The following is a 21,766-nucleotide window of genomic DNA, read 5'->3' as shown; positions in this document are numbered from 1 at the left end:
ACTCTGTTTACTTAACTGTAATTTTTATCTTTTTTGTAACCTTTCCAGATTTAACTGTGATGGTAACAGTTCCTTTTCTCCGGCCTTTAACTACGCCCTTCGAGCTGACTGTTGCAATCTTCTTATTTGAAGAGCTGTAGATCACTTTCTCCTGGGAAGTGATCGGGCTGACCACCGGTTTTAAAGTAACACTCTTTCCTTTCTTGATGGTCAGTTTTGTCTTGAGACCGCTGATCTTCGTAGTCTTTACCTTTGCAGTCTGGACTTTTACTTTCAGAGTCGCTTTCTTTCCGCTCTTTAAGGTAACGGTGATCTTTGCCGTTCCTGTTTTGGTTCCGGCCTTGATCTTTCCGTTCTTATCAACGGTCACGATCTTTTTGTTGCTGGAAGCCCAGGACTTTATGGAATCCCCGTATGCCATGGAAACCTTCACCTTTGTGGTGGCCTGTTTCCGCTGCAGGGTAATGGAGGATACGTTCAGTTTTATAGTTGCCTTTAATTTGCTTCCATAATTCCGTGTCTGTTTTTTACCGCAGAGGGAACAGGTTCCTTCCTGCTTCGCCGGACGGAATACCGTAGCTTTTGCCGTAGTTTTCCAGGTGTATTTATGCGTATGTGCAATTACAGGAATCGTTTCCGTCTTTTCGTATCCGCAGACCTGGCAGGTATATCTCATCAGTCCGGTTGTCTTATAAGTAGCAGCCTTGATCTGCTTTCCTTTTCCATAGGAATGCTTCTGGTAACCACCCTTTTTCGTGTTATCCGTGATGTCACATTTTCCATACATGGCAACACACTCATGCCAGTGGGCATCCTTATCAAAATTCCATTTGCTGTCCCATACATGGTCATGTTCCAGGGTATAATCATCGGTATAATGGAATACGATCTCATCCCCGTCTTCCAGGTACTGCTCTTTTACTCCAAGATCTGGGTGGATTCCATTTAAAGTATACATCCAGCCGGAGTTCTGTCCGTTGGAAAATTCTGCAAGTTCCTGGCCATCCTTCGTGATTCCGGCAATGTAGGTCTCATCCCTTAATGTGCGGCAGCTCATTCCATTCTGGGACAGCACTTCTTTTAAGAGTTCCAGGACATTGGCATTTCCATCGATCGTATAATCTTTTGCTGCGATCCAGGTCTCCAGATTTCCTTTCCGCAGGGTGTGTTCCTGATTCTCCTTTGTACTGCCATGAACAGAGTCTCCGAGAAGCGTAAAGCTTACCGTGATCGTACCGGCATCTTTTTTCAATACCCTGACGGTCAGTTCCACGAATGCTTCCTTATAGGAAATCTTCAGTTTCTGTTCCCCACGTTTATCCTTGTTATATCCCTCTATGGTAAGGTCTGTCCACGAAAGTTCCTGTCTGGTTCCGTCACTGATCACAGCAACCACTTTCATTCCACTGAGATCCAGGTCCTCCCCAAGGTAAAACTCTGTCCGGTAATCACCAGTCAGCTCCAGGGAATCCACATAAACACGCAGGCCTTCTGTAGAGACCAGTTTTTCCTGGTCTGCCCCCAGTGGATCATCCATCCGGTTATATCCGGTCTGCCATCCGCAGCCTTCCACCTTCGGGCAGCTGGTGGTTTCTTTTTCTGTATTGACATAAGTGGCTCCGCTTGCCGTCTCATGGGTCAGACAATTGGTATCAATGTATCTTACAAAACCGATCCCTTTATTTGCCCCGCAGTCTTTTGCATAATAATTGTTGGTGATGTCATCGATACGGTTCAGGCTGTCATAAAAACCAATGATACCTCCTACATATGCTGCGTCTGCCTTTGTTGCCTGTACCTTTCCTGTAAAGGAATTGTTCTTAAAGGTATAAGTGCAGTTATTCCAGGTCTGTGCCACATAGAGGTCTCCACCAAGGATTCCTCCGACCTTGTCAGAACCGGTGATGCTTCCCTCTGAACTGCAGCTGTTGATAGTTATCTTGCATCCGTTCGGGGCTGTGGAATTGTCATAACCGCCACCTGCAATACCACCAGCCACTTCACTGGAAGCCTCTACGGTGCCGTAGAACTTACAGCCGATCACGGAGCAGTTTCCCATGGCATTGTCGCGGGTTCCGATGATTCCACCAACATAACTGGTTCCATAGACAGTCGCATAACTTACACAGTTTTCCACGGTACCCTGCATACGGCCGGCAATAGCTCCGATTTCATTCATATCTTTGTCATATCCAATGACAACATCCTTTTCAATGGTACAATTCCGTACTGTTGCTTCAAAGGAAGAAGAACATCCGGCATAAGGACTCATGGTCTTATTCGCACCCAGAAGTCCTGCTTTCAGAGTGCTGGATCCGCTCTTTAAGGTTACATTGTCTATCTCAACAGCCGTTCCGGAGAGTCCGACACCTTCAAAGTTGTTGACCAGACCATATCCGGCAATCTTTGTTCCATAGATGTTCAGGTTTCTGATCCTGGTATTTTGCACATATCCGAACAGCGGAAGACCACCTTCCGGGATAGTCACTGTATGGTTGTTTCCATCAAAGATACCACTGAATACATTCAGATTCGCACCGTTATGCAGATCTTTCTTTCCATCTTTTGTCACACCAATAGGCTTCCATCCAGTTGGCAGGGTGATATCTGCTGTAAGCTGGAAGTATGTATTTTCAAAGGAAAATCCCTCTGTATTTACCTTGTCACGCAATGCCTCAATATCTGAAGCTGTCTTAAGAAGGTATGGGGAACTTTCACTTCCGTTTCCCTCCCATGGAAGAGGGGCTTCTGTGACGGTGACGCAGGCGGTGTCTGAATATACAAATGCACTATTTATCGTCTTATCTTTTTTCTGGGTACGTGCATCCAGCTGATACCGGATCCTGCAGTAATAATAAGTCTTTCCTGCCTCTTTTATATCCGGTTCATAGGAAGATTCCGTTGCACCTGGAATCAGCGTTCCATTTGTGGTGCCATTTTCCGTATTTTTATACCATTGATATCTTGCCTTAACGTCTGACTGTTTTATATCAGAAATCTCTACAGATAATTTATCCTGCAGCGGTACTCCCTTCACCCCGGTTATATCTGCTGGCTGCTTTGTGATCTGTGGAGCCTCCAAAGTCAGAGGATATACCCTTACACAATATAAGCCGCTTTCAGCAGAATAAGTTTTTCCATCTATCTCATAGGAAACAATACATTTGTAATAATTATAATAATGGGGGGTATCTGTTGGTACCTGATAGGATGATGCAACAGCACCTTCGATCTCTTCCATCTGGTCAGATGTATTTCCTTGATACCACTGATAGGACAGTCTTCCCTCATCTTCCCGCAGTACCTCCGGCTGTATTATAAATGGATCTGCTTCTTCATCCTGCATAAAGCCATATCTGTCCGGTTCCTGTCCCTGGTAAGAAAGAACCGGTGTATAGTCGGTCTCGCCCTTCTTAAAAATGATTGTATAATCGGTAGCTTCCGCAATATATTTCTCTTCACTTTCCGGTAAATGGATACATAATTTATATTCACTGTGCTGGTCCCAGTCAGGGGTAAATCTTAAGCCAAAGGTACTTTGTGTAAGTTCCGCTCCGTCTAAAGATAACAATTCCGGATAATTGGAAAGATATGCCCAGCCGGGAGCCCATGCATTAATGTTGATATATTTCGTATTCTGCGGAACAAGCACTTCCATCTGCTGGTCATCCAGTGTGTCTTTCAGATCACCTCCGAGTTTATGTCCCCAGGAATCTTCCAGTGTTAGTTCCGTAAGATGGGTCTTATAAGAAACAGGAATCTGTACAGACTGGACAACACTTCCCTCCTGCCGTACCTCAAGCCTGATTGTCTGAATTGCTTTATAGCTGTACTTAACACTGGTACCCCTTAATAATGAAAAGTCATTCTTATCCAGTTTCACCCTACATATGGTTTCATCAGCCGGATTCGTGTATACCGCATAGACCGATCCGTTTTCCGGAAAACTGTCTTTCGTGTCCACATGCAGAGCCATCTGTCCATGACTCAGCTCCATAGGCAGCATGAATGCACTTTCAGAATTTAATCCATCAAGACGGTATTCTTTCTGGGTTTCCCCGTCTGTGATCTTCAGACTCACCGCATCGAGATAATCCCCCGTCTGTCCGGATGCCGGGACAACTGTTACATTAGCATAAGCCGCTGAGATTGCGGTTGCCGGCGAACCATCTTCTGTTTCCACCAGTTTTTCTGCTGTAACGAAATAGGGAACATCTCTTGCCTCCAAAGCAGGAAGTGTAACCCGCCCTTCCGAATCTGTGAGCAGTCCTTCCTGTTTCACACCATCAATATAAACGGATGCCCCGCTGCAGTCTGAAAATGCAGTTCCATATACATTGCTTTGGCGCAGCCGTAAGGTTATAGTTTCTCCCTGTGTGACCGTTTCTTCTGTTTCGGTAAAAAAGGCAAATCGGTCTTTTCCTTTTCTCTGTTGGATATAAAAATGAAGGCTGTCTCCATCTTCAACGCTCCTGGTAAGGGATTCCTGATAATTCGCACTGTCATTATTCAGTGCGAATCGAATGCCGGGCACCGAATCCCGGTCATATCCCCAGAGCTTATAGATCAGACCATCATAGCTTCCACTTTCATCTTCACGAAAATCATAGCCGGCTGCTGCACCGCCAGAGTAATACAGATCATGGGCTATCCTAAGGGCATCATCCATAGTGTAAGAAGACTGCCCACTCAACGTCACAGTACGTCCTGCCATAAGCTGTCCATCTTTGTCATCAAGGAATTTTCCATCTTTACTGACACTGACAGTTACCTGTATTTCTTTTGCTGCTCCTGTTTCTCCTTCAGACTGGTCTGTTCCATCACTGAAAAGAGCAGCACTTTCATCTGTAAATTCACCTTCACCTGTGTCCTGCTCTTCCATATCCAGATCAGGATCGGAATCTCCATTCTCTGTTGCCTGAATATCATCCGAATCTTCTTCCACAAGATCAACCGAATCATCGGATAGTGTCCCTTCTTCCGAATCCAGCTGCTCATCTGCAGAAATATCTTCTTCCAGAATGTCCTGACCGGCCAAATCTGTTTCTTCGGATGTATACGCCTCATTAGCATTCCAGTCTTCTGCAAATGCATTTACCGGAAGCTGTAGTACTAACAAAAATACCAGCAGCCATCCGGCAATCCTTTTCCACAATTTTGTTTTTTTCATTTTGTCCCTTCTTTAAAAAAAGCTCCTCTTCCTCACGGAAGAAGAGCTCTTCAACTCTTAATTATTTTACCTTGACAGTCACTTTAACGGATTTAGATCCGGATTTTACTGTTATTTTTACAGTACCTTTTTTCTTTCCGGTTACAACGCCCTTGGAAGAAACGGTTGCAATCTTTTTGTTGGAACTTGTATAAGTAACCTTCTGACGGGATGTGAATGGAGTTACGACTGGCTTCAGTGTCACTCTCTTTCCTTTCCGAACAGTTACATTTTTGGATACTGTGATTTTTGAGGTTTTTACTGCTGCTGTCTGAACTCTTACCTTAACGGTCTTCTTCAGTCCACTGGCAAGGGTAATCTGCAGTTTCGCAGTTCCACTCTTTTTGCCAGTGATCTTGCAGGTTCCGTTAGACTTGCCGCTTACTGTGAAAATCTTTCTATTAGAAGATTTCCAGGATTTCACATAATCACCTTTTGCAAGTCTGGTAACTTTAAGTCTGGAAGTAGACTGTTTTACTTTTAAGGTTACAGTAGAAGCGTTAAGAGTTGCTTTCGGTGCAAGCTTTTTACCTACATTTCTGGTTTCACTCTTATTGCATGCAGAGCATTTTCTGGTCTGAACTTCTGGTTTAAATACTGTAGCTGCTGCTGTTCTTTTCCAGTTGCTCCACTTGTGACCTGTTGCTTTGATGGTTTCTGTCTTTGTTTCATCACATCTGCTACAAGTATAAGTAAGCGTGCCATCTGCTGTACAGGTTGCTTTCTTTGTTACCTTGGAAACAAAGTCATGACCTAATGCCGGAATTTCCTGTACATCTTCTTTGGCATCGCATACTGTACAGTGTTTGCTCTTTTCACCAGCTTCTGTGCAGGTTGCTGCTTTATCTACTACATAATCCTCTGACCATGTATGACCAGTAGCAGGAATCACATTTTCCTCAGTTGGATAGGAATAGTGTTCACCACATACTTCGCAGACACCAGTTTCTTTCCAGCCAGCTTCTGTGCAGGTTGCAGACTTTGCTTCTACTGTATCAGCTTTACAATGAATTGCCGTCGTATCTGGAACATTTGACCTTGCAGAAATATTATCCCACTCTTCTTTCGTACCAGGATAACAAATACCTATCAAATTTTCACAATTTCTAAATGTTCCAACATACATTTTTACATCTTTAGTAGTAAAAGCAACTTTTGTTAGTCCCGATCCTTTGAAAGCGCCACCACCTAAACGTACTACATCTGAAAAATCAAAGTTTCTTAAAGATGCACATGATTCAAAGGCATATCCTTCGACTCTTTTTACTCCAGTAATAGAACATTCGGATAACGCTATACAACCTGCAAATACATTAGATGGTACTTCCTCCACAGGTGTTTCACATTGAAATGATTCAAGACTACTGCATTTGTAAAATGATTGCTCACCCCAATTTATAATATTTTTAACAGATACCGACTTTAATTGTGTGCAACTTTCAAATGCAGATTCTCCTATTTCAACTTGGTCTTTTTCAAATATAGCTTGCTCTATACCAGTTTCTGCCATTCCTTGGCTCTTTATATCTTCTATTGCATTTAAATTTATTGCTTTAAGATTTGAATCTTTATAAAATGCAGATTCTCCAATCGCTGTAACTGTAGATGCAAGTTGCACTTCTTTAAGATTTGGCCAATCTCCCAATTTATTACTGAAATTATTATTTCCTATCTTAGTGATGCCCTCACCTATTACAACTTTTTCTATTTCTTTCGTTTTATCTTTTAACGCTAAAGCCCACTGTGCAGTACTGCCTGACTGATTATTATCTGGCAATGCTGCTGTTCCCGAACATTTAAAGTATAATGTCTTATCACTTTCATCATACTTAAAAGAAATACTGGATTCTTTCTCCAATGTCGTCCAGCCATCCTCAGATGTTTCACCATCACCTACTGCAACAACACTACCGCTTCCATCTCCAAAATCTTCCTCGATATCAGGAAATTGTGCAGTATCAAAATCATCAGTTGCTTCTGCTGTTGTAGCCACCTCATCAATATCATCTTCAATAAAATCAGTGTCCGCTGCTTCGTCATCAAAAGACTCCTCTTCTAATAAGTCTTCTGAGACTTCTTCTATAACTTGGGTTTCATCAGAAGAAGCCATTACTGGGCTGGATACCGAAAATGCCATTGAAAGGCTTAAGATAACTGCTAAATATTTTCTTTTCATCACTGATTATCCTCTTTTGCCGGAGTTCCCCAAGCAAACTCAGAATGATCATAGCTTAATACCATAGAAAAGACATCATCATCCTTTAAATTAGCTGGTACTAATGTCTCACCTAATGTAGTCTCCGGATATTTTGCAACATCATATCCAAGATTATCTCCTGTATACCACATCCAAGAATCTCCCTTCCAAATAGCACCAATTGTATTACCTGCTGCGTCTTTGTTTACATTATGATTTGCACCATTATTTTCCCACAGAATATCGCCATATCCAACAGATGTTAAATAATTACCATTCCATGTTGTACTTAATCCTTCATCCTTTGCCATCTGAAGTGCTTTCTTATAAGTCATACCAGAAGTTACACCCGTTACTTTTACTACCGGATTCAAGCCAAACGGATTTGGTGTTACAGTTCCTTCATAGGTATTTGTCGAACTGGTCTGTGTCCACTTTCTTACATAAACATTCATGGTTGCTGCTGATGCCATTACGCTGGAACTTAATGTCATTGCTGATGCTAATGCTACGGCTGCTAATTTTTTAAAAGTTTTTCTCATTGTTTGTTCTCCTTTTTCAAATACTCTTTTATCAGTTCTCCTTAGGACAACGGTTTCTGTCCCGTACAGATCGCATGTCTGGACCTGCCTTTCTCCTCCTCTCCCTTATTGGGAATATCCTGATATCTGGGATGTACTGAATAACGTACGGTTTTACAAAAAAAGAGCCGCACCCTACTCATGGCACGACCCAGTCACAAAATACCGTGCCACCCTGAAACCGAGGGCTTATGCACAATATTATAGAAATAGACCTGACTTGTAGCTTTTGCTCATCACAGTAGCGTTCCTGTGTCGGATTCTCACCGAACTTCCTATATATGAGTCTTTGACGAACCACTCATATATAAAATTCCTACAATATCACCTTGCTACTAGCATAACTTTTTTTCCATATTTTGTCAATTATTTTGCCTTGAAATAATACAAAACGTCATTTATTTTTATAGACAAGTTTCGAGAAAAATCGACATTTTTACCCTATTCTAAAGATAGCACAAACTAACATCTTTTTCTTTTTCTGCGGTCATATTCCGTTAAAAATACCATTTTATGCCATTTTTTGCAACAAAAAAAGGCCTTTCCAGGACAGTGTTCTGTCTTAGAAAGACCTGAAATTCAAATTGCTTTACCCTTCAAAAATCTGTTCTGCTTTTTCCTCCTGCTTTTCACACCATATGACCAGACGTTTGGAGGCATCTGTTCCACAGGTAGAAAGCAGTAGCGTTGGAACTTCCTCCTGCGTTCCAAGTAAGAAAGCATCTCCATCTGCCGGTGTATACTCGCATTTTACGATCACAAAGATCCATACCCCTTCATACGGAAGATACAGATAGAGGATATGGTGTTCTTTTAAAAATTCATCGTCAAGGAAATTTCGAAGTCCGCGGAACATGCTGCCATCTTTCATATTGTGGCCATAAATGATGTTCTTGTCATCAGAAAAATCGGCATCGTTATCGGAATCCAGGAAAATGGCCCCTGCCACATGTTCTGCCTTTTTAAAAGTATGTGTCAGGTAATAGGAGTCATCATTTCCCTGGACTACCGGGTAATCAATGCTGGTATCCGGGATCCGGATCCATGCAACGATATCCGGATTGATCTTTTTTAATGCCTTAAAATCAACCACGGTCTGTTTCCCATCGCTTCCGTCTGTTCCTTCTGTGTGGTCATCCTCATCTGTTTCCTTGACGTATGTACGCAGGTCTTCATATTCCTGCACACCTTCCCGGTACATAAAGTAAATGCCAAAACCGGTACATACGCAAAAGCTGAGTACCATCAGGCAGACTGCCACGATCATGATTTCTTTTATGTGTCTCATACAAACCTCCGATTATTCTTCCTGGAAAAAGGGCTGCCGGTAAATCGAGCAGCCCTGAACCGTATTCCTTAATTTCCTTTTTTCTTCTTATACCAGATCACGCCACCAATGCCGCAGGCAGAAAGGACTGCCAGAAGGATCGGAAGCCAGATGTTGGTGCTGTCCCCTGTTTTCGGGCTGTTTCCTGTCGGTGTGCTGCCGGAAGGGGATTTGGTGTTTTTGATCTCTTTTACGATCTCGATCACCTTGGTTTTTCCGTCTTTGTATTCAAAGCGGATCTCTTCTTTTTTGCTGCTTAATTCATAACCATTTGGTGCTTTGGTCTCTACCAGGATATATTCCACGGTTTTCTCTACTTTTCCATTTTTATAAGTAGCAATCGGAATCTTGCCGCTTGTCGCTGTTCCGGTCTTATCCGTTACCAGTTTTTCTACGACTTTTCCACTTTCCTTTTCACGCAGTTCAAATTCTGCTCCTGGAAGGGCTGCCTTGCTGGTGGAATCGGTCTTTTTGATGACCAGTTTTCCATACGGATGTGCGTCCTTCATTTTGACTTTCTGGATTTTTCCAGTATCTTTTACCGTAAATTTCACATCTTCCGCAATGAGGTATCCATCCGGGGCCTGCTCTTCACGAAGGGTGTATTTGCCTACCGGAAGTTTTTCGACCATATGCGGTTTATCCGTAGAAGTCCAGCTGTCAACTTTCTTTCCGTCTTTATCCAGGATGATCAGTTTCGCTCCCGGCACCTCGCTGGAATCCGTAATGTCTTTCTTGCTGATTTCCACTTTGGTCACATCATCAAGCATCTGGTGTTTCTGTACTTCTTTTGTGTTTTCGACGGTAAATTCGATGCTTTCCGCAGTCACATAACCATCTGCCGGCTTTGTTTCTGTCATCTTGTATTTCTTTCCTACGATAAGGCCCTTGATGATATGCGCTTCCTCTTTGGACACCCATTCATCCACCGTATTTCCATCCTCATCTGTTACTTTTAAGGATGCTCCCGGAAGTTCTTTTTTGTCTGTCAGGTCTGCTTTGGAAAGCTCTACTGTGGTCTGTTCATCTTCAAAGGTGAACGCATACTCTGCAACACTGGTTCCACTGCCCTGGTACTCAAAAGTGAATTCCTGCGGTTTCTGGTCTGTCACATAGCCATCCGGGGCGGCAAGTTCCTTAATGTAGTACCTGCTATCAACCGGGAGATCTGCAACAAACTGGATCTTTCCATTCTCATCTGTGGTCTTCAGTTCGATCAGGGTGTCTTTCGCAAGGAGTACTTTGCCTTTTGAAGATACGATGTCGTCTGCTGCATAGAGGCCAAAGATTGCCCCGGAAAGTACTTTGTCACTGTCCTTTTCTTTTTTCAGGACTTCCACCTGTACCCTCTGGCGCGCATTCTGCCAGTCGGCACTATAAGTAACCAGAGATGTATCCTGGTCACGGTATGTAAGATCCACATATCTTGGTTCATTATCCAGAACGTAGCCATGTGAGGTCTCTTTTTCCACGATGTAATAGCGTCCAAGCGGGAGGTTATCCATCTGGGCGATGCCATTTCCATCTGTTGTAATGGAGCCGACCAGTTCATCTGCCGCATAATAATCTGCACTTACCCCGTCTGCTGCACGGATGGCTTCTGCCGCGTAAACATTGAAGGTTACATCAGTCAGGTTTCCAGTCACATAGTTGAACAGGTGCTCGATCATGCCTTTTGCATTGTCAAGAAGGGATACGCTGTCTAAGAATTCCCCTTTCTTGTTTACCAGAAGTCTTGCTACCGGGACTTCATCTTCCATTTTGACTTTCTGTACTTCTGCAGTATCAGAGATCGTAAACTCTACGTCTGTTGCACGTAAGTAGCCATATGGTGCAAGCTCCTCACGCAGAATGTATGTTTTTCCAACCTGAAGTCTCTTGATTACATGAGGGGAATCTTTTACGGATGTCCAGGAATCAATCACGTTGCCGTCCTTATCCAGTACACTCATGGAAGCCCCGTCAAGTTCTGTTCCGGTCGTGATATCTGCTTTTGTTACTTCTACCGTTATCGGCTGGTTTTTCTTCACAGATTTTAATTTGATCGTTTTTACGTCCTGTCCCTGGTATGTGGCATCAAATTCCAGGATCTCATCGGAAGATACATAACCCGCCGGCGCCTGCAGCTCTTTCACATAGTATCTGCCAAGCGGAAGATCCAGCGTAAACGCTGCCTTACCTTTTTCGTTGCTTGTGATCTCCTGAAGCAGTGTATCTGCTTTTACGATCACCTTGTCGCCGGAAGAAATTGCTTCTTTATTGTATAATCCAAAGGTTGCACCTTTTAAAGCCTTTCCGGTCTCGGCATCCTGTTTTTCTACACTCAGCTCTACTTTCTGGCGTTCATTGGAAAATTCCAGTTTTTCTTCGATCTCCGGTGTGTTCTGATCCTTATAGATAAAGGATACTTCCTGACTGTCTGGATTTAAGGCAAATCCGGACGGTGCTTTTGTTTCCTTCACACGGTATTTTCCAAGCAGAAGATCTTTGATAACAGCTTCCCCATTTTTATTAGTGGTCCTGAGTGTCAATGTATCTGACATTCTTGTTCCAAACATTTGATGAATAAGCATAAGTCTCGCCGTCTGCACATCCACTTTCGTAAGGAAAGCATTAAATCGCTTTAATTCCTGATCGGAATAAACAGTCCCTGCCCTTCGTTCTCTGGATTGCTTCACCTCCCCGGCAATGTCGTACTCTGCTTGTGAATGAGGGCATCCATGTGGATTCCTTCCGCTTCATAGCCTGCACTCTCCAGCACTTTTTTGACGATTTCAAACATCTGTGGCTCATATCGGCTGGTGATTTCTCCTGCCACAATGATCTTTCCTTTGGTCGCCAGCACCTCGCAGGCCACTCTGGAATTTTCGTCCTCTTTCAGACACGCGTCCAGAATGCTGTCTGCGATCAGGTCGCAAAGCTTATCCGGATGTCCTTCTGTTACGGATTCTGCTGTATAAAATCGTTTCATAATCGTTACCATCCTTTCCAACGTAACAAAAAAGGCAGGAAGCATTCTTTTTACGGAACACTTCCTGCCATATTAATGATTCTTTATTTGATTTTATAATTTGTATCTGCTTATACTTTTCCAATTTTCAGGAAAACCCATTGCTTTGAGAAATATATCCTGACTTAGGTTGCTTGTCTTTTTCATATACTGGTTCATGATCTGATTTAAAGATTTTTTAAACTCAGCAAAATCATCTTTGGAAAGCAACATCCGAAAAGCAATCACAACCGAAAACAGATCGTTTTTTCCACATTCATATTTATTTCCATTCTGTGGAAGTTTCATTTTTTTATGTAATACAGTATCTGGAATATCATATCTGCTCTTATAGGAAAACAGTCTTTCATTATGGGCACAGACATTTCTATACAAAGTAAGCACTTTCATATACTGGATCAGTTCTTTTTCACTTACATGCTCAAAATGTATACTGATTTTCGTTTTCATGCTGGTTGTCAGAAATGAATACATCTTTGACATCTGTCCAAACGTCAGGGTTTTCATAATGACCCACATCGGAACATTCCCATAGGTTTTTCTTTGATAAACCACATATTCGTGATCCGTGTTTTTCTTTGCTTCTCTGTCCAGTATGGCTATTAAACCAGCAATTTTCTTTTTGGTTGCTCCTGAATTATCATAATGTGCTGCATCCAGATAATCCTCTTGCCTCTCTGAATAAGTATCACAAAAATGATAGGAAATCAACGATCTCATTTTTTGCTCAAAATGACAGAGATACTGGAAAATCAATGCTCGAAGCTTTTCATCAAATTCATATAAAGCAACAATATCCTCAAGGGTTGTTCCTTCTCTGTATTTTCTTGTCATGGGATTGTAAAACAGATTTTTGTACCCGTCTATCAGGGCAAAATAACTGATATCTTCTAATTTAGACGTAGCGAATTTACGGTCAGTAATAACCATCCCTTTTCGCTCAATGAGATTCTTGATCTGTTCTTCATAATTCAAAAATGGTTTTATCGGTTTTAATGCTTTTTCTGTCATTTTTTACCTGCTATAAAAATCTGCGTATATAGAAAAACGGAGGGCCCTCAGGTCCTCCGTCCGGTCGCAGGCATCGCAAGTTTCTGCAACCTGATCACTGACAAATATTTTAACACGAACCTTTATAAAAGGCAAGTGCTTTTTGCGAACATTTGTCACTATCTATTATATGCTTATTTTTATATCATATTCCCGTCTTTGGCTCCTGAAAATTTGTCTCATATTCTGCACTTTTCGGGTACTTACCAACACTTTTCGCCCCAAAATGCCCCGGAAACGGGCACGGCAAGGACGATGTTCCTGGCACCGCTCCATTCATACGAACACGATATGAGCGTTAAGACCTTATCACATATACCCTTCAGGTAATCATCCCCCGTTTCGAACACTTCCCTCCGCTTGGCTGCTTTCAGGATTGGTTCTGTTGGGATCTGCTTCTGTCTGCAGCCCTTTAAGATCCCGGTCAGGTACGACCGTCCGGGGGGATTAAAGGGCTGCATGTAATCTTTTGTCATGATATAGACAATGGCTTTAATCTCTCTTCCACCTTTATTCTTGACGGTGATTTCCTGTTTGTCGTAAAAATCAGGATAGCCTTCATTATAATGGTATCGTAAAAAGCCTGCTCCGTATATAAACCTGTCAACGAATCTTTCTCTATTTCTCTGAGCGACACCGAGGACTCTCTCAATTTAATTACATTTTCCAGTCTCTTTCTAATCAGTTCTGCATTATAAGGCTTTCGTATATAATCAGTCGCACCTAAATTCAGGCATATTACTTCTGTTTTTGGTGTATCATTTGCTGTCATTACAATAATCGGTATTAAAGAAAGGAAGGTGTCCTCTTGCACTTTTCTCAGAAAATCGAATCCACTCAATACAGGTATCTGAAAATTTATCAGAACTAGTGCCAAGTCTTTATGATTCTCTTCCAGTAATCTCAAACCGATTTTTCCATCACATGCTGTAATTATTTCATATCGATCTTCAAGCAGAGAAATTAAAAATTTCAGACTGGAGACATCATTTTCCACAATTAATATTTTTCTTTTCTCACCGGTGCTGCTCAAGTTCATAATGCCTAACTCATCTAATCTTATATCTGAATCCTCACTTGCAAACGCAAACACTATTTTTTCGAATGTATCTGCATTTCCAATTCTTGCACATTTCATACGATAACGCAAAATATCATTACCATTTTTTATCCTGTAATGTATTGTGAACTGTGAGACCAGTTGCAGTTGTTTGCATATATTAGTGACATGCTCCCACCACTTAAATCTCTGATTTTGAAGTGGGGGCTTCTTGCTCAATGGCTCTACTGAGCCAAGTATCTACAAGCTATCCTCGCGTGCCCCGCGATTTTTTGCCCGGACACGGGCATATTTCTTACTTATTGTCTTGTCCGGATACGGATAGTTTATGCTGCCAGCATCCTTCTTGCCTCTTCACGGATGTTGATCGCTGCATTTCGATCTCTGTCCATCTCATTTCCGCACGTGCAGCGGTAAACTCTTTCGGATAATTTCAGCTCTTTTTTTATCTTTCCGCATTTACTGCATTTTTTGCTTGATGGGAAAAAGCGGTCTACCTTTACTAATCTTTTTCCCTTCCAGGCAAGCTTATAATCCAGCATATTCCGGAACATCCCATATCCATTATCCTGTACACTTTTCCCAAAATGCAGGCACTGGCTCATCGCTTTCCTGCTTCCTCCATCTCAATCTCTTCTGAAAACACTGCCATCCCCTGCATTGCATAATCAATCCCCAGTATTTTGACATTGCTGTAATCCTTATCTGCTGCTTGGTTTTCGCAGCTGTATCCTTCATACAGCAGACTTGCAAAATACTTTCCGGATGGCTCCATACTGACTGTCACTGATTTCAAGCGGCAGTTTTCTGCAGGCTCCCTGTGTTTTTTCATGGGGATCCATTTTAATTTCGGAAGCCGGATCCGGTTATCTCCTACCAGAATATTTCCGTTGACCACATTTGTTGTATAGCTGTTTTTGGAGTGATGTTTTGACTTGAAACGTGGAAATCCAATCTTAGGATCACGGAAAAAATTCTTATATGCTTTTTCCAAGAAGTATCTTCTGTTCTTCTGTTGGATAGATCCGGAAACGATATGCTATGTTCAATTCTTTTTCTCTCCCTGGGTTTCGATGTATTGACGGATCACTTCTACTGGTACCTCTCCTGCCGTCAAAAGGCAGAAATTCAGGCTCCAGAATGCTTCTTTCCAAAGTTTTTCCCGGATTTCCTTTGCTCTTTCTGAAATCGGACAATTGATAACTTTTCTTCGATATTTCACCACCATAATCAGGTGATAGTACATCAGGTACACTGAATGTGCATTGTGATCCATATTTTCCATAAAACCAGTCCTTTTTTTGAATAATTATCTTATCGACTGATTCTATTATACCATGGATTTCGTTACCAAACAAGTGTTCTTTTTTTGTTTTTTGCAATTCATCTCCCACCTGTAGAGGAAGGAGAATTCTTGCTATATATTATGTTAAAATCCGTAGCAACCAGCATTTTATTTCTGTCTTCTTCAAATACATTGGTCTCTATATACTTTTGTATTACGGTTTCATATGTTTTCTTCTCGTTCATTAATTCATCTAACTCTGTGTTTTCATTTAGATGTCTATAAATTTGAATGTACTGATCTTGACGATTTACGCAATATATACTACTAAACTCATTCCCCAAAATGTTAATAATATCCGTAATCAGCATTTTCCCCTTACTCTTCATTTACATATCATTTTATCGTAATCCCTTGATCTTTTTCAAGGATACTTACGCTGTTGTTCCAAAGTTTCCATGTCTCTCTTTCTTTAAGATACAACGAAAAGTGAACCCTTATGTACTTGAAGAATCTGAAATACGATTCCTCCCTGTAAATACCAATCTGTTCCACAAAGCAATTAAAATTTATTCTTCTCAGTGGTCTTAATATATAGTTTATCAAAATATAGAAGAAATGGATATATATTTTCTTTTAATATTTTTCTAAAAAAGCTTTATTTTATCACTCTCCAGTCACCGGACGCATCATGGAAAGCAGCTCCTTCCGGTAATGATCGGCCTTTTCCTGATTGCCCTGTTCTTTCCGTACCATCTTTGTGATTCCCGGATACTGTCCCGGGAAGCTTTCCAGCATGATACCATCTCCATAGATCAGGTAAACATCTCCGTCTGTCATATCTTCCTCTCTCAGCTTCTTTCCATTCTCATCCGTAAGCTTATCCGGTATCGTTCCGGAGAAAATCGTGTCCGTGTCCAGATCCGCAAAATACCAGCTGTTATCATCTGTATGAAAATACACTGCTGTCATCGGCTTTTCCCCGCATCCCGCCAGACAGAACATAACAAGTACCGCCAGCATCACGATCCATTTTTTCATTATTCCACCTCCTAGTCTCTGTCAGTATTTGATTATTTCGACTTCACACCGTGCTAGCACCATGAAAAACATTAATATTACTGACTTCTACAATGTTTTTTATCTGGCACTACCATTAGTGGGAGATTTTTAATATAAATTTAATTGATCGTTGGAAGTACTTCCATAACCTGATCAATCACTTCCACAATTCTCTGTATATCCATATTTTCTTTTACATCAGAACTATCATTCACGTTCAAACCATCTTGCCAGTCCTGGACAATCGATACTGCCGGGATATTCACTAATGCAAACGGATAATGGTCACTGTTGATTGCCATTGTCAGGAAAAATCTGTCACTGGGTGTAAATAGTTCTGACATACTGTTTTTATTTAATTCTGCCAGTTTTTTCAATCCCTCATCATCATATTCCGCATTGTCTGGTCTTTTGTTTCCTTCGATCATCGCCATATAACCCAGATCACTTTTTTCTGCAATAGTATCAATATTTATTACTCCGATGATCTGTTTCCGCTCGTCCTCCGTCAGCTTACCAACATACCATCTTGAACCCAGCATATATTTCTCTTCGCCCGAGAACAGGATGAATTTTATATTATACGGTATCTCTGTATCTTTTAAAATCCTTGCCAGTTCAAGCACTGCTGCCACTCCGGAACCGTTATCATTGGCGCCCACCGAATCTTCTGCACTGTCATAATGGGCACTTATGATCAGATTTTTTGTAGTATCAATGGATGAGTTTTTTGTCACAATGATATTTTCACCAATGCCGTCAACAATTGCATTCTCGGCTGTTGATGCCAGAAACACATCTGCCTGCGAGGAATGCCTTATTGCATTCTCATTGTTTTCATCGTTATATTCGAATTTCTGGTATTCTATTTTGTCATATCCCAGATTGCCAAAATATTCACTAATATATTCTTTTACATTCTGTATTGCATCAGAATTTATTGGACGCGGTTCAAAAGTGATTTCATCGATGATCTGTTCAATATTCTGTTCCAAAGGCTCTATTATTGTACCGTTCTGGGTAACACTCTCCGCCATTGTCTGAATTGGTGCTATTAATGATATAACCATAATTAAGGCAATTGTAATTTTTTTCATTTGTGAGCTTCCTCATTTTACCAAGTATTAATCAGTATCTTTTATCCAATAACTTTCCATGCAGAACCATAGGCTACAACGAAAGCCTTTTTCCATACCATAAGCATTATCATGTGATATACTTCTGCCATTTAACTCTCAGATTTTGAAAAAGGAACAGACATTGATAAATCTACTTAGTTCCATTCTGGGCTATGCACGGAACATTACAACCACATAATCAAAAAGCAGTAAATCTGATATTCAAATGTACATTGTGATCCTTTTTTTAACAAAATAAGCTTTTTTATCATTTATGTTATCAACTGATACTATTATACCATGAACTGCATCACCAACCAAGTGTTCTTTTTTGCTTTTACAGCATTCGTACAGTGCTTTTACAATTCATTGCACATCTGTAAAGGAAAGAGACTTCTTGCTATATATTATGTTAAATTCCTGAAAGTATTTTCTTTGCGTTCTCCAGGTTATTTTTTCCATTTATTTTTAGATATACTTTACTGATTTCAGAAGGCTCTCCTATTTCTCTGCAGAGATCCTGTGCCTGGGAAATGGGTATGTAGATTTCGTTGCCTTCTGTTACTACAGCGGCTTTACAGGGCATATATGAGGTTTGCAGTTCTCTTTCGGAATTGCCGGATAAAGTGGTAAGATCATCCGTGGCTTTGGAAGTTTCCTTCTCTTTTTCATCCAGGGAATAAAAAATATTCAGGTTTTCACCCATCTCTAAAAATTTTTCCTGTTGTTTTTTTGAAATGGCATGATTATTATAGTCTTTCATATCCCGTAGGGAACCATTTCCCAGCAATAACAACGGCATCTTCCCCAGTTCATTCTGAGTTGGATTTTTTCCAAACGCATTCATATCAATTCCTGAAAAAGTCGTTGTTTCCGTATAATCTTCAATTTTGATGACAACCGGGACTTCTATGACTGGCCAGATTTCTTTTATACCTTTTATCTTCTTCGCTTTCTGAAAAAAATCTTCATCATAAGCCAGATCTCCAAGTGGGAGCAACACAGTAAATTGCCGTTTTTCTTCTTTCATGCCTGCCAGCAGCATTCCTAATAATGTAAGTGTCAATGTCAGCAGAAGTATGACAAATAAGGTAAAGCTGTCTATTTTTTTTCTTTTCAATGAGAAGCCGCCTTTCTCGCTTCTTCAAGAAGGATATTTTTCTTATGAAGCTTTCTGACCAGAATCAGGATTATGGAAATAAGCAGTACTGCAACAACTGCAGCTATGGAATACCACCAGTTATTGGTTTTCTCCTGGTCATCTTCAACCTTTAAAGACTTTATCTGGGTTTCTTTGATTTCAGAATCAAATTTTATTTCTTCCTCATATGATTTGCCATCTGCATCCTCATACGTAAGAATTAATTGACCTGCACATTTTCCTGTTTTTCCTTTTACATATATGCGAAGACTTCCCTGGGATAAATCTCCGGCCTCTATGGTCCCTAAGAATGCAGTATCGTTTGAGCTTAATTCATCAGCCTTTAAGCTGACACTTGCATTGTATATTTTGTCTCTTCCGAGATTCATTGCTTTTACCGGGATCTCTACTGTATCCATAGTGTATAAAACAGATGGAATATCTGAAGCTTCCAGCTTAACACGAACCGGTTGGATGATCTGAAAAGACAGTAATTCTGTACCGGTAGTTGCCGTTGCTTTCGAATCTTCATAATCCAGAGAAAAAGTAATGACAGCCTGGCCAGGATCACAGTTTTCTGTTATAGTAATCATCTGTTCCAAAGTAATTGCTTCACCAGGAGCCAGGACTTGTACATAAAAAGAGTTTTTCTCAAATTCGATTCCTTTGTTCTCTGTAGAAAGGGAAATTTTTAAACCAAATACATTTTGACTGCAGCTTTTATTTCGAAATGTCAGCGACATTTCTGTTGTAGAACCAGCCTCCAATCGTCCACCTGAAAGATTGCTGTCTTCTAATAATACCTGCGGTTTATGTAATATTTTTTCACTTGATGAGTCTGATGTTGAATTACCTCCTCCCCCACCGCCCGAATACCCTCCGTTGTCTATAACCGGATCTGTTATCTGTGGGGCGTCACCGTCCTCCGGATTATCACTGTCTATTACAACATGAAAAGGATTCGATTTAGAACCATCACCAAAGTCATCTCCTGATGTAAAAATATCCGGATCCGGATTTTCTTTATCGTTATCAGCTTTATCAGGAGTCTTTTCATCCTCTGCCGGAGGTTCGGTACTCGGAGGTTCGGTACTCGTAGAATCATCCTCTTTTTCATCAAGGGTTAACGAGTTGTCATTCTCATAAGATACGGACGGATCTGAGTCCGTAAATCCTTCTTCAGCAGATGTAACTTCCGTGTTTTGAGGCTCTGTGGCAAAAACGGTAGCTGGAAGAAATATTATTGTCGTACACAATACTAATGCCGTTTTTACAAATAAATTTCTCATTATCAGGCAGTCCTTTCTCTTAAGATTCCTCCATCCATTTCATATACGTGGTCACATAAGATTCTGATGTCCTCTTCATTATGGCTTGCCAGCAAAATGGTTTTTCCTGCTGCTTTTAAATCCAGCAGCAGTTCTCTTATTTCTTCCACGCCATGTTTATCCAGTCCATTAAACGGCTCATCCAGGATCAAAAACAGAGGATCTTCCATAATGGCCTGTGCAATACCAAGGCGTTGACGCATTCCAAGGGAATATTTTCCGACTGGTTTCTTCATGTCCGGATCCAATCCTACCCTTTTTAAGACTATGCGGATATCGGCCTTCGAGATCCGGCCATTCATGTCTGCCAGGATCTCCAGATTTTTAAAGCCCGTATATTGTGTAAGAAAACCGGGAGTCTCGATAATAACTCCAAGACTTTCAGGAAAATCCACATCATGGCCTATTTTTTTTCCAAATACAAAAATAGTGCCCGTAGTTACAGGGAGAAACCCACAGATGCATTTCATAAGAACGGTCTTTCCGGAACCGTTATTTCCAACAATCCCATAGACGTTCCCTGTTTTCAGGGAAAGATTTACTTCCTGTAACACGATGTCTTCACCGAAACGTTTGGTCACGTGTTCTATTTTTACGCAGGTGTTCTGCATCATTCCACTTGCTCTTTGCGGATCACAGGCCAGATTAAATGTCCCTTCAGATTTCTTCCAATCTTCCATATAAAACACCTCCCAGAATTCCCAGCATTACTAATAAAAACAACAGTAGAAATAGCCAAACTCCTATTTTGTCCGGTCCCCAATTTTCATCAGCCAGTATCCATTCTACTGGATAAAACCATATCTGATTCTTAAAATAGCGGTCATGAAGGATAATTCCGAAATAAAAGCTTACAAAAGGGATTCCATATGCCATGTAAGCAGAATCCCATAAAATCCCGCAGCTTCCACCGAAAGTACTTATGATACTTCCGATAAGTCCTGTCCGAAATGCCTTCATGAGTAAGTCCAGAAGCGCTTCTTTCTGAATAGCACCCTTTATCTCCAGCGGATAGAACACAATAAAATTGATAAAAAGTACCGTTAGTATAGATAACGTCCAGACCATAAAACCAGATACCATAATGGAAAAAACTTTACCTTCGATATACTGTCTGCGAGTCGTTCTGGGAAGTATCTCCTTTAAAAATCCACTTTTATATTCTTGCAGAATGGAATCACTCCATGGCAATACGGCTGCTACCGGAATGGCAAAAGATACTGCCTGACTTTTTAAGGAACCTTCCAGTATACTGATAAAAGTACCACATGTCAGTGCTTTTTTTAAGCTGGGATAAGTCTGTCCAATGGCGATGGAAATGCAGGCTATCAGCCATGCTGCCAGAAAATTCTTATTAAAAAACATACGTTTTGCTTCACCCCACATAGGTTTTCCCCC

At 41.1% G+C, this 21,766-nt stretch carries 17 protein-coding genes, 2 pseudogenes and 1 riboswitch; all 19 genes and pseudogenes read right to left on the bottom strand.

The window, feature by feature from the left end; all coding sequences use genetic code 11:
* Positions 1–7: 7 nt before the first annotated feature.
* On the bottom strand, positions 8–5,170 hold the full coding sequence (locus V9W66_RS19115; protein ID WP_144100496.1) for an Ig-like domain-containing protein: 5,163 nt from the start codon (positions 5,168–5,170) through the stop codon (positions 8–10).
* 61 nt (positions 5,171–5,231) lie between these two features.
* On the bottom strand, positions 5,232–7,385 hold the full coding sequence (locus tag V9W66_RS19110; protein WP_243121827.1) for a leucine-rich repeat protein: 2,154 nt from the start codon (positions 7,383–7,385) through the stop codon (positions 5,232–5,234).
* Positions 7,385–7,948: a hypothetical protein gene (locus tag V9W66_RS19105; protein WP_144095736.1), complete on the bottom strand. Its 564-nt coding sequence runs from the start codon at positions 7,946–7,948 to the stop codon at positions 7,385–7,387. The genes V9W66_RS19110 and V9W66_RS19105 overlap by 1 nt, the downstream gene beginning before the upstream one ends.
* A gap of 202 nt (positions 7,949–8,150) precedes the next feature.
* Positions 8,151–8,278, bottom strand: a riboswitch (adenosylcobalamin (AdoCbl) riboswitch).
* Between the two features lie 298 nt (positions 8,279–8,576).
* Entirely contained in the window at positions 8,577–9,275 is a 699-nt protein-coding gene (gene srtB / locus V9W66_RS19100) for a class B sortase (protein ID WP_144095734.1), read from the bottom strand.
* 68 nt (positions 9,276–9,343) lie between these two features.
* A pseudogene (locus tag V9W66_RS19095) lies at positions 9,344–11,833 on the bottom strand (SpaA isopeptide-forming pilin-related protein); the annotation flags it as partial.
* Between the two features lie 123 nt (positions 11,834–11,956).
* Positions 11,957–12,285: pseudogene (locus V9W66_RS19090) on the bottom strand (S-adenosylmethionine synthetase N-terminal domain-containing protein); the annotation flags it as partial.
* Positions 12,286–12,378: 93 nt separating this feature from the next.
* Positions 12,379–13,335 (bottom strand): Abi family protein, encoded by a 957-nt coding sequence (locus V9W66_RS19085; RefSeq protein ID WP_439362800.1) that lies wholly within the window; start codon positions 13,333–13,335, stop codon positions 12,379–12,381.
* Between the two features lie 511 nt (positions 13,336–13,846).
* Positions 13,847–14,512, bottom strand: a complete 666-nt coding sequence (locus tag V9W66_RS19080; RefSeq protein WP_144094880.1) for a response regulator — start codon at positions 14,510–14,512, stop codon at positions 13,847–13,849.
* A gap of 248 nt (positions 14,513–14,760) precedes the next feature.
* Positions 14,761–15,039 (bottom strand): transposase, encoded by a 279-nt coding sequence (locus tag V9W66_RS19075; RefSeq protein ID WP_243121794.1) that lies wholly within the window; start codon positions 15,037–15,039, stop codon positions 14,761–14,763.
* Complete coding sequence (locus V9W66_RS19070) at positions 15,036–15,428, bottom strand: hypothetical protein (RefSeq protein ID WP_243125574.1); 393 nt, start codon at positions 15,426–15,428, stop codon at positions 15,036–15,038. Before V9W66_RS19070 ends, V9W66_RS19075 begins: the two co-directional genes overlap by 4 nt.
* Entirely contained in the window at positions 15,412–15,483 is a 72-nt protein-coding gene (locus V9W66_RS19065) for a helix-turn-helix domain-containing protein (protein ID WP_243121795.1), read from the bottom strand. The genes V9W66_RS19070 and V9W66_RS19065 overlap by 17 nt, the downstream gene beginning before the upstream one ends.
* A complete protein-coding gene (locus tag V9W66_RS19060) occupies positions 15,480–15,719 on the bottom strand; it encodes a transposase (protein ID WP_144094876.1) in 240 nt (79 codons plus the stop codon). Before V9W66_RS19060 ends, V9W66_RS19065 begins: the two co-directional genes overlap by 4 nt.
* 98 nt (positions 15,720–15,817) lie before the next feature.
* Complete coding sequence (locus tag V9W66_RS19055; protein ID WP_144094874.1) at positions 15,818–16,090, bottom strand: hypothetical protein; 273 nt, start codon at positions 16,088–16,090, stop codon at positions 15,818–15,820.
* Between the two features lie 295 nt (positions 16,091–16,385).
* Positions 16,386–16,760 carry a hypothetical protein gene (locus V9W66_RS19050; protein ID WP_144094871.1) on the bottom strand — a complete coding sequence of 125 codons (375 nt, stop codon included), beginning with the start codon at positions 16,758–16,760 and terminating at the stop codon, positions 16,386–16,388.
* A 140-nt stretch (positions 16,761–16,900) separates the two neighbouring features.
* The gene (locus tag V9W66_RS19045) at positions 16,901–17,878 is read right to left on the bottom strand and encodes a M28 family metallopeptidase (protein ID WP_243121792.1); all 978 of its coding nucleotides are present in this window, start codon (positions 17,876–17,878) and stop codon (positions 16,901–16,903) included.
* 433 nt (positions 17,879–18,311) lie between these two features.
* Complete coding sequence (locus tag V9W66_RS19040; RefSeq protein ID WP_243121791.1) at positions 18,312–19,019, bottom strand: hypothetical protein; 708 nt, start codon at positions 19,017–19,019, stop codon at positions 18,312–18,314.
* The gene (locus V9W66_RS19035) at positions 19,016–20,329 is read right to left on the bottom strand and encodes a hypothetical protein (RefSeq protein ID WP_144094869.1); all 1,314 of its coding nucleotides are present in this window, start codon (positions 20,327–20,329) and stop codon (positions 19,016–19,018) included. Before V9W66_RS19035 ends, V9W66_RS19040 begins: the two co-directional genes overlap by 4 nt.
* Before the next feature lie 2 nt (positions 20,330–20,331).
* The gene (locus V9W66_RS19030; RefSeq protein WP_044925097.1) at positions 20,332–20,982 is read right to left on the bottom strand and encodes an ATP-binding cassette domain-containing protein; all 651 of its coding nucleotides are present in this window, start codon (positions 20,980–20,982) and stop codon (positions 20,332–20,334) included.
* Positions 20,983–21,025: 43 nt separating this feature from the next.
* The gene (locus tag V9W66_RS19025) at positions 21,026–21,754 is read right to left on the bottom strand and encodes an ABC transporter permease (protein WP_243121790.1); all 729 of its coding nucleotides are present in this window, start codon (positions 21,752–21,754) and stop codon (positions 21,026–21,028) included.
* Between the last annotated feature and the right edge of the window lie 12 nt (positions 21,755–21,766).

Source organism: Blautia massiliensis (ex Durand et al. 2017), assembly GCF_051861785.1.
Classification (GTDB): domain Bacteria; phylum Bacillota; class Clostridia; order Lachnospirales; family Lachnospiraceae; genus Blautia_A; species Blautia_A luti_A.
The sequence above is the reverse complement of the archived record's forward strand: the minus strand, read 5'-3'. Positions and strand labels throughout refer to the sequence as shown.

Bases quoted from the DNA above. Each gene is read 5' to 3' on its own strand.
- V9W66_RS19115 (WP_144100496.1), bottom strand. From the start codon at position 5,170: ATGAAAAAAACAAAATTGTGGAAAAGGATTGCCGGATGGCTGCTGGTA.
- V9W66_RS19110 (WP_243121827.1), bottom strand. From the start codon at position 7,385: ATGAAAAGAAAATATTTAGCAGTTATCTTAAGCCTTTCAATGGCATTT.
- V9W66_RS19105 (WP_144095736.1), bottom strand. From the start codon at position 7,948: ATGAGAAAAACTTTTAAAAAATTAGCAGCCGTAGCATTAGCATCAGCA.
- srtB (WP_144095734.1), bottom strand. From the start codon at position 9,275: ATGAGACACATAAAAGAAATCATGATCGTGGCAGTCTGCCTGATGGTA.
- V9W66_RS19085 (WP_439362800.1), bottom strand. From the start codon at position 13,335: ATGACAGAAAAAGCATTAAAACCGATAAAACCATTTTTGAATTATGAA.
- V9W66_RS19080 (WP_144094880.1), bottom strand. From the start codon at position 14,512: ATGAAATGTGCAAGAATTGGAAATGCAGATACATTCGAAAAAATAGTG.
- V9W66_RS19075 (WP_243121794.1), bottom strand. From the start codon at position 15,039: ATGAGCCAGTGCCTGCATTTTGGGAAAAGTGTACAGGATAATGGATAT.
- V9W66_RS19060 (WP_144094876.1), bottom strand. From the start codon at position 15,719: ATGGAAAATATGGATCACAATGCACATTCAGTGTACCTGATGTACTAT.
- V9W66_RS19055 (WP_144094874.1), bottom strand. From the start codon at position 16,090: ATGCTGATTACGGATATTATTAACATTTTGGGGAATGAGTTTAGTAGT.
- V9W66_RS19050 (WP_144094871.1), bottom strand. From the start codon at position 16,760: ATGAAAAAATGGATCGTGATGCTGGCGGTACTTGTTATGTTCTGTCTG.
- V9W66_RS19045 (WP_243121792.1), bottom strand. From the start codon at position 17,878: ATGAAAAAAATTACAATTGCCTTAATTATGGTTATATCATTAATAGCA.
- V9W66_RS19035 (WP_144094869.1), bottom strand. From the start codon at position 20,329: ATGAGAAATTTATTTGTAAAAACGGCATTAGTATTGTGTACGACAATA.
- V9W66_RS19030 (WP_044925097.1), bottom strand. From the start codon at position 20,982: ATGATGCAGAACACCTGCGTAAAAATAGAACACGTGACCAAACGTTTC.
- V9W66_RS19025 (WP_243121790.1), bottom strand. From the start codon at position 21,754: ATGTGGGGTGAAGCAAAACGTATGTTTTTTAATAAGAATTTTCTGGCA.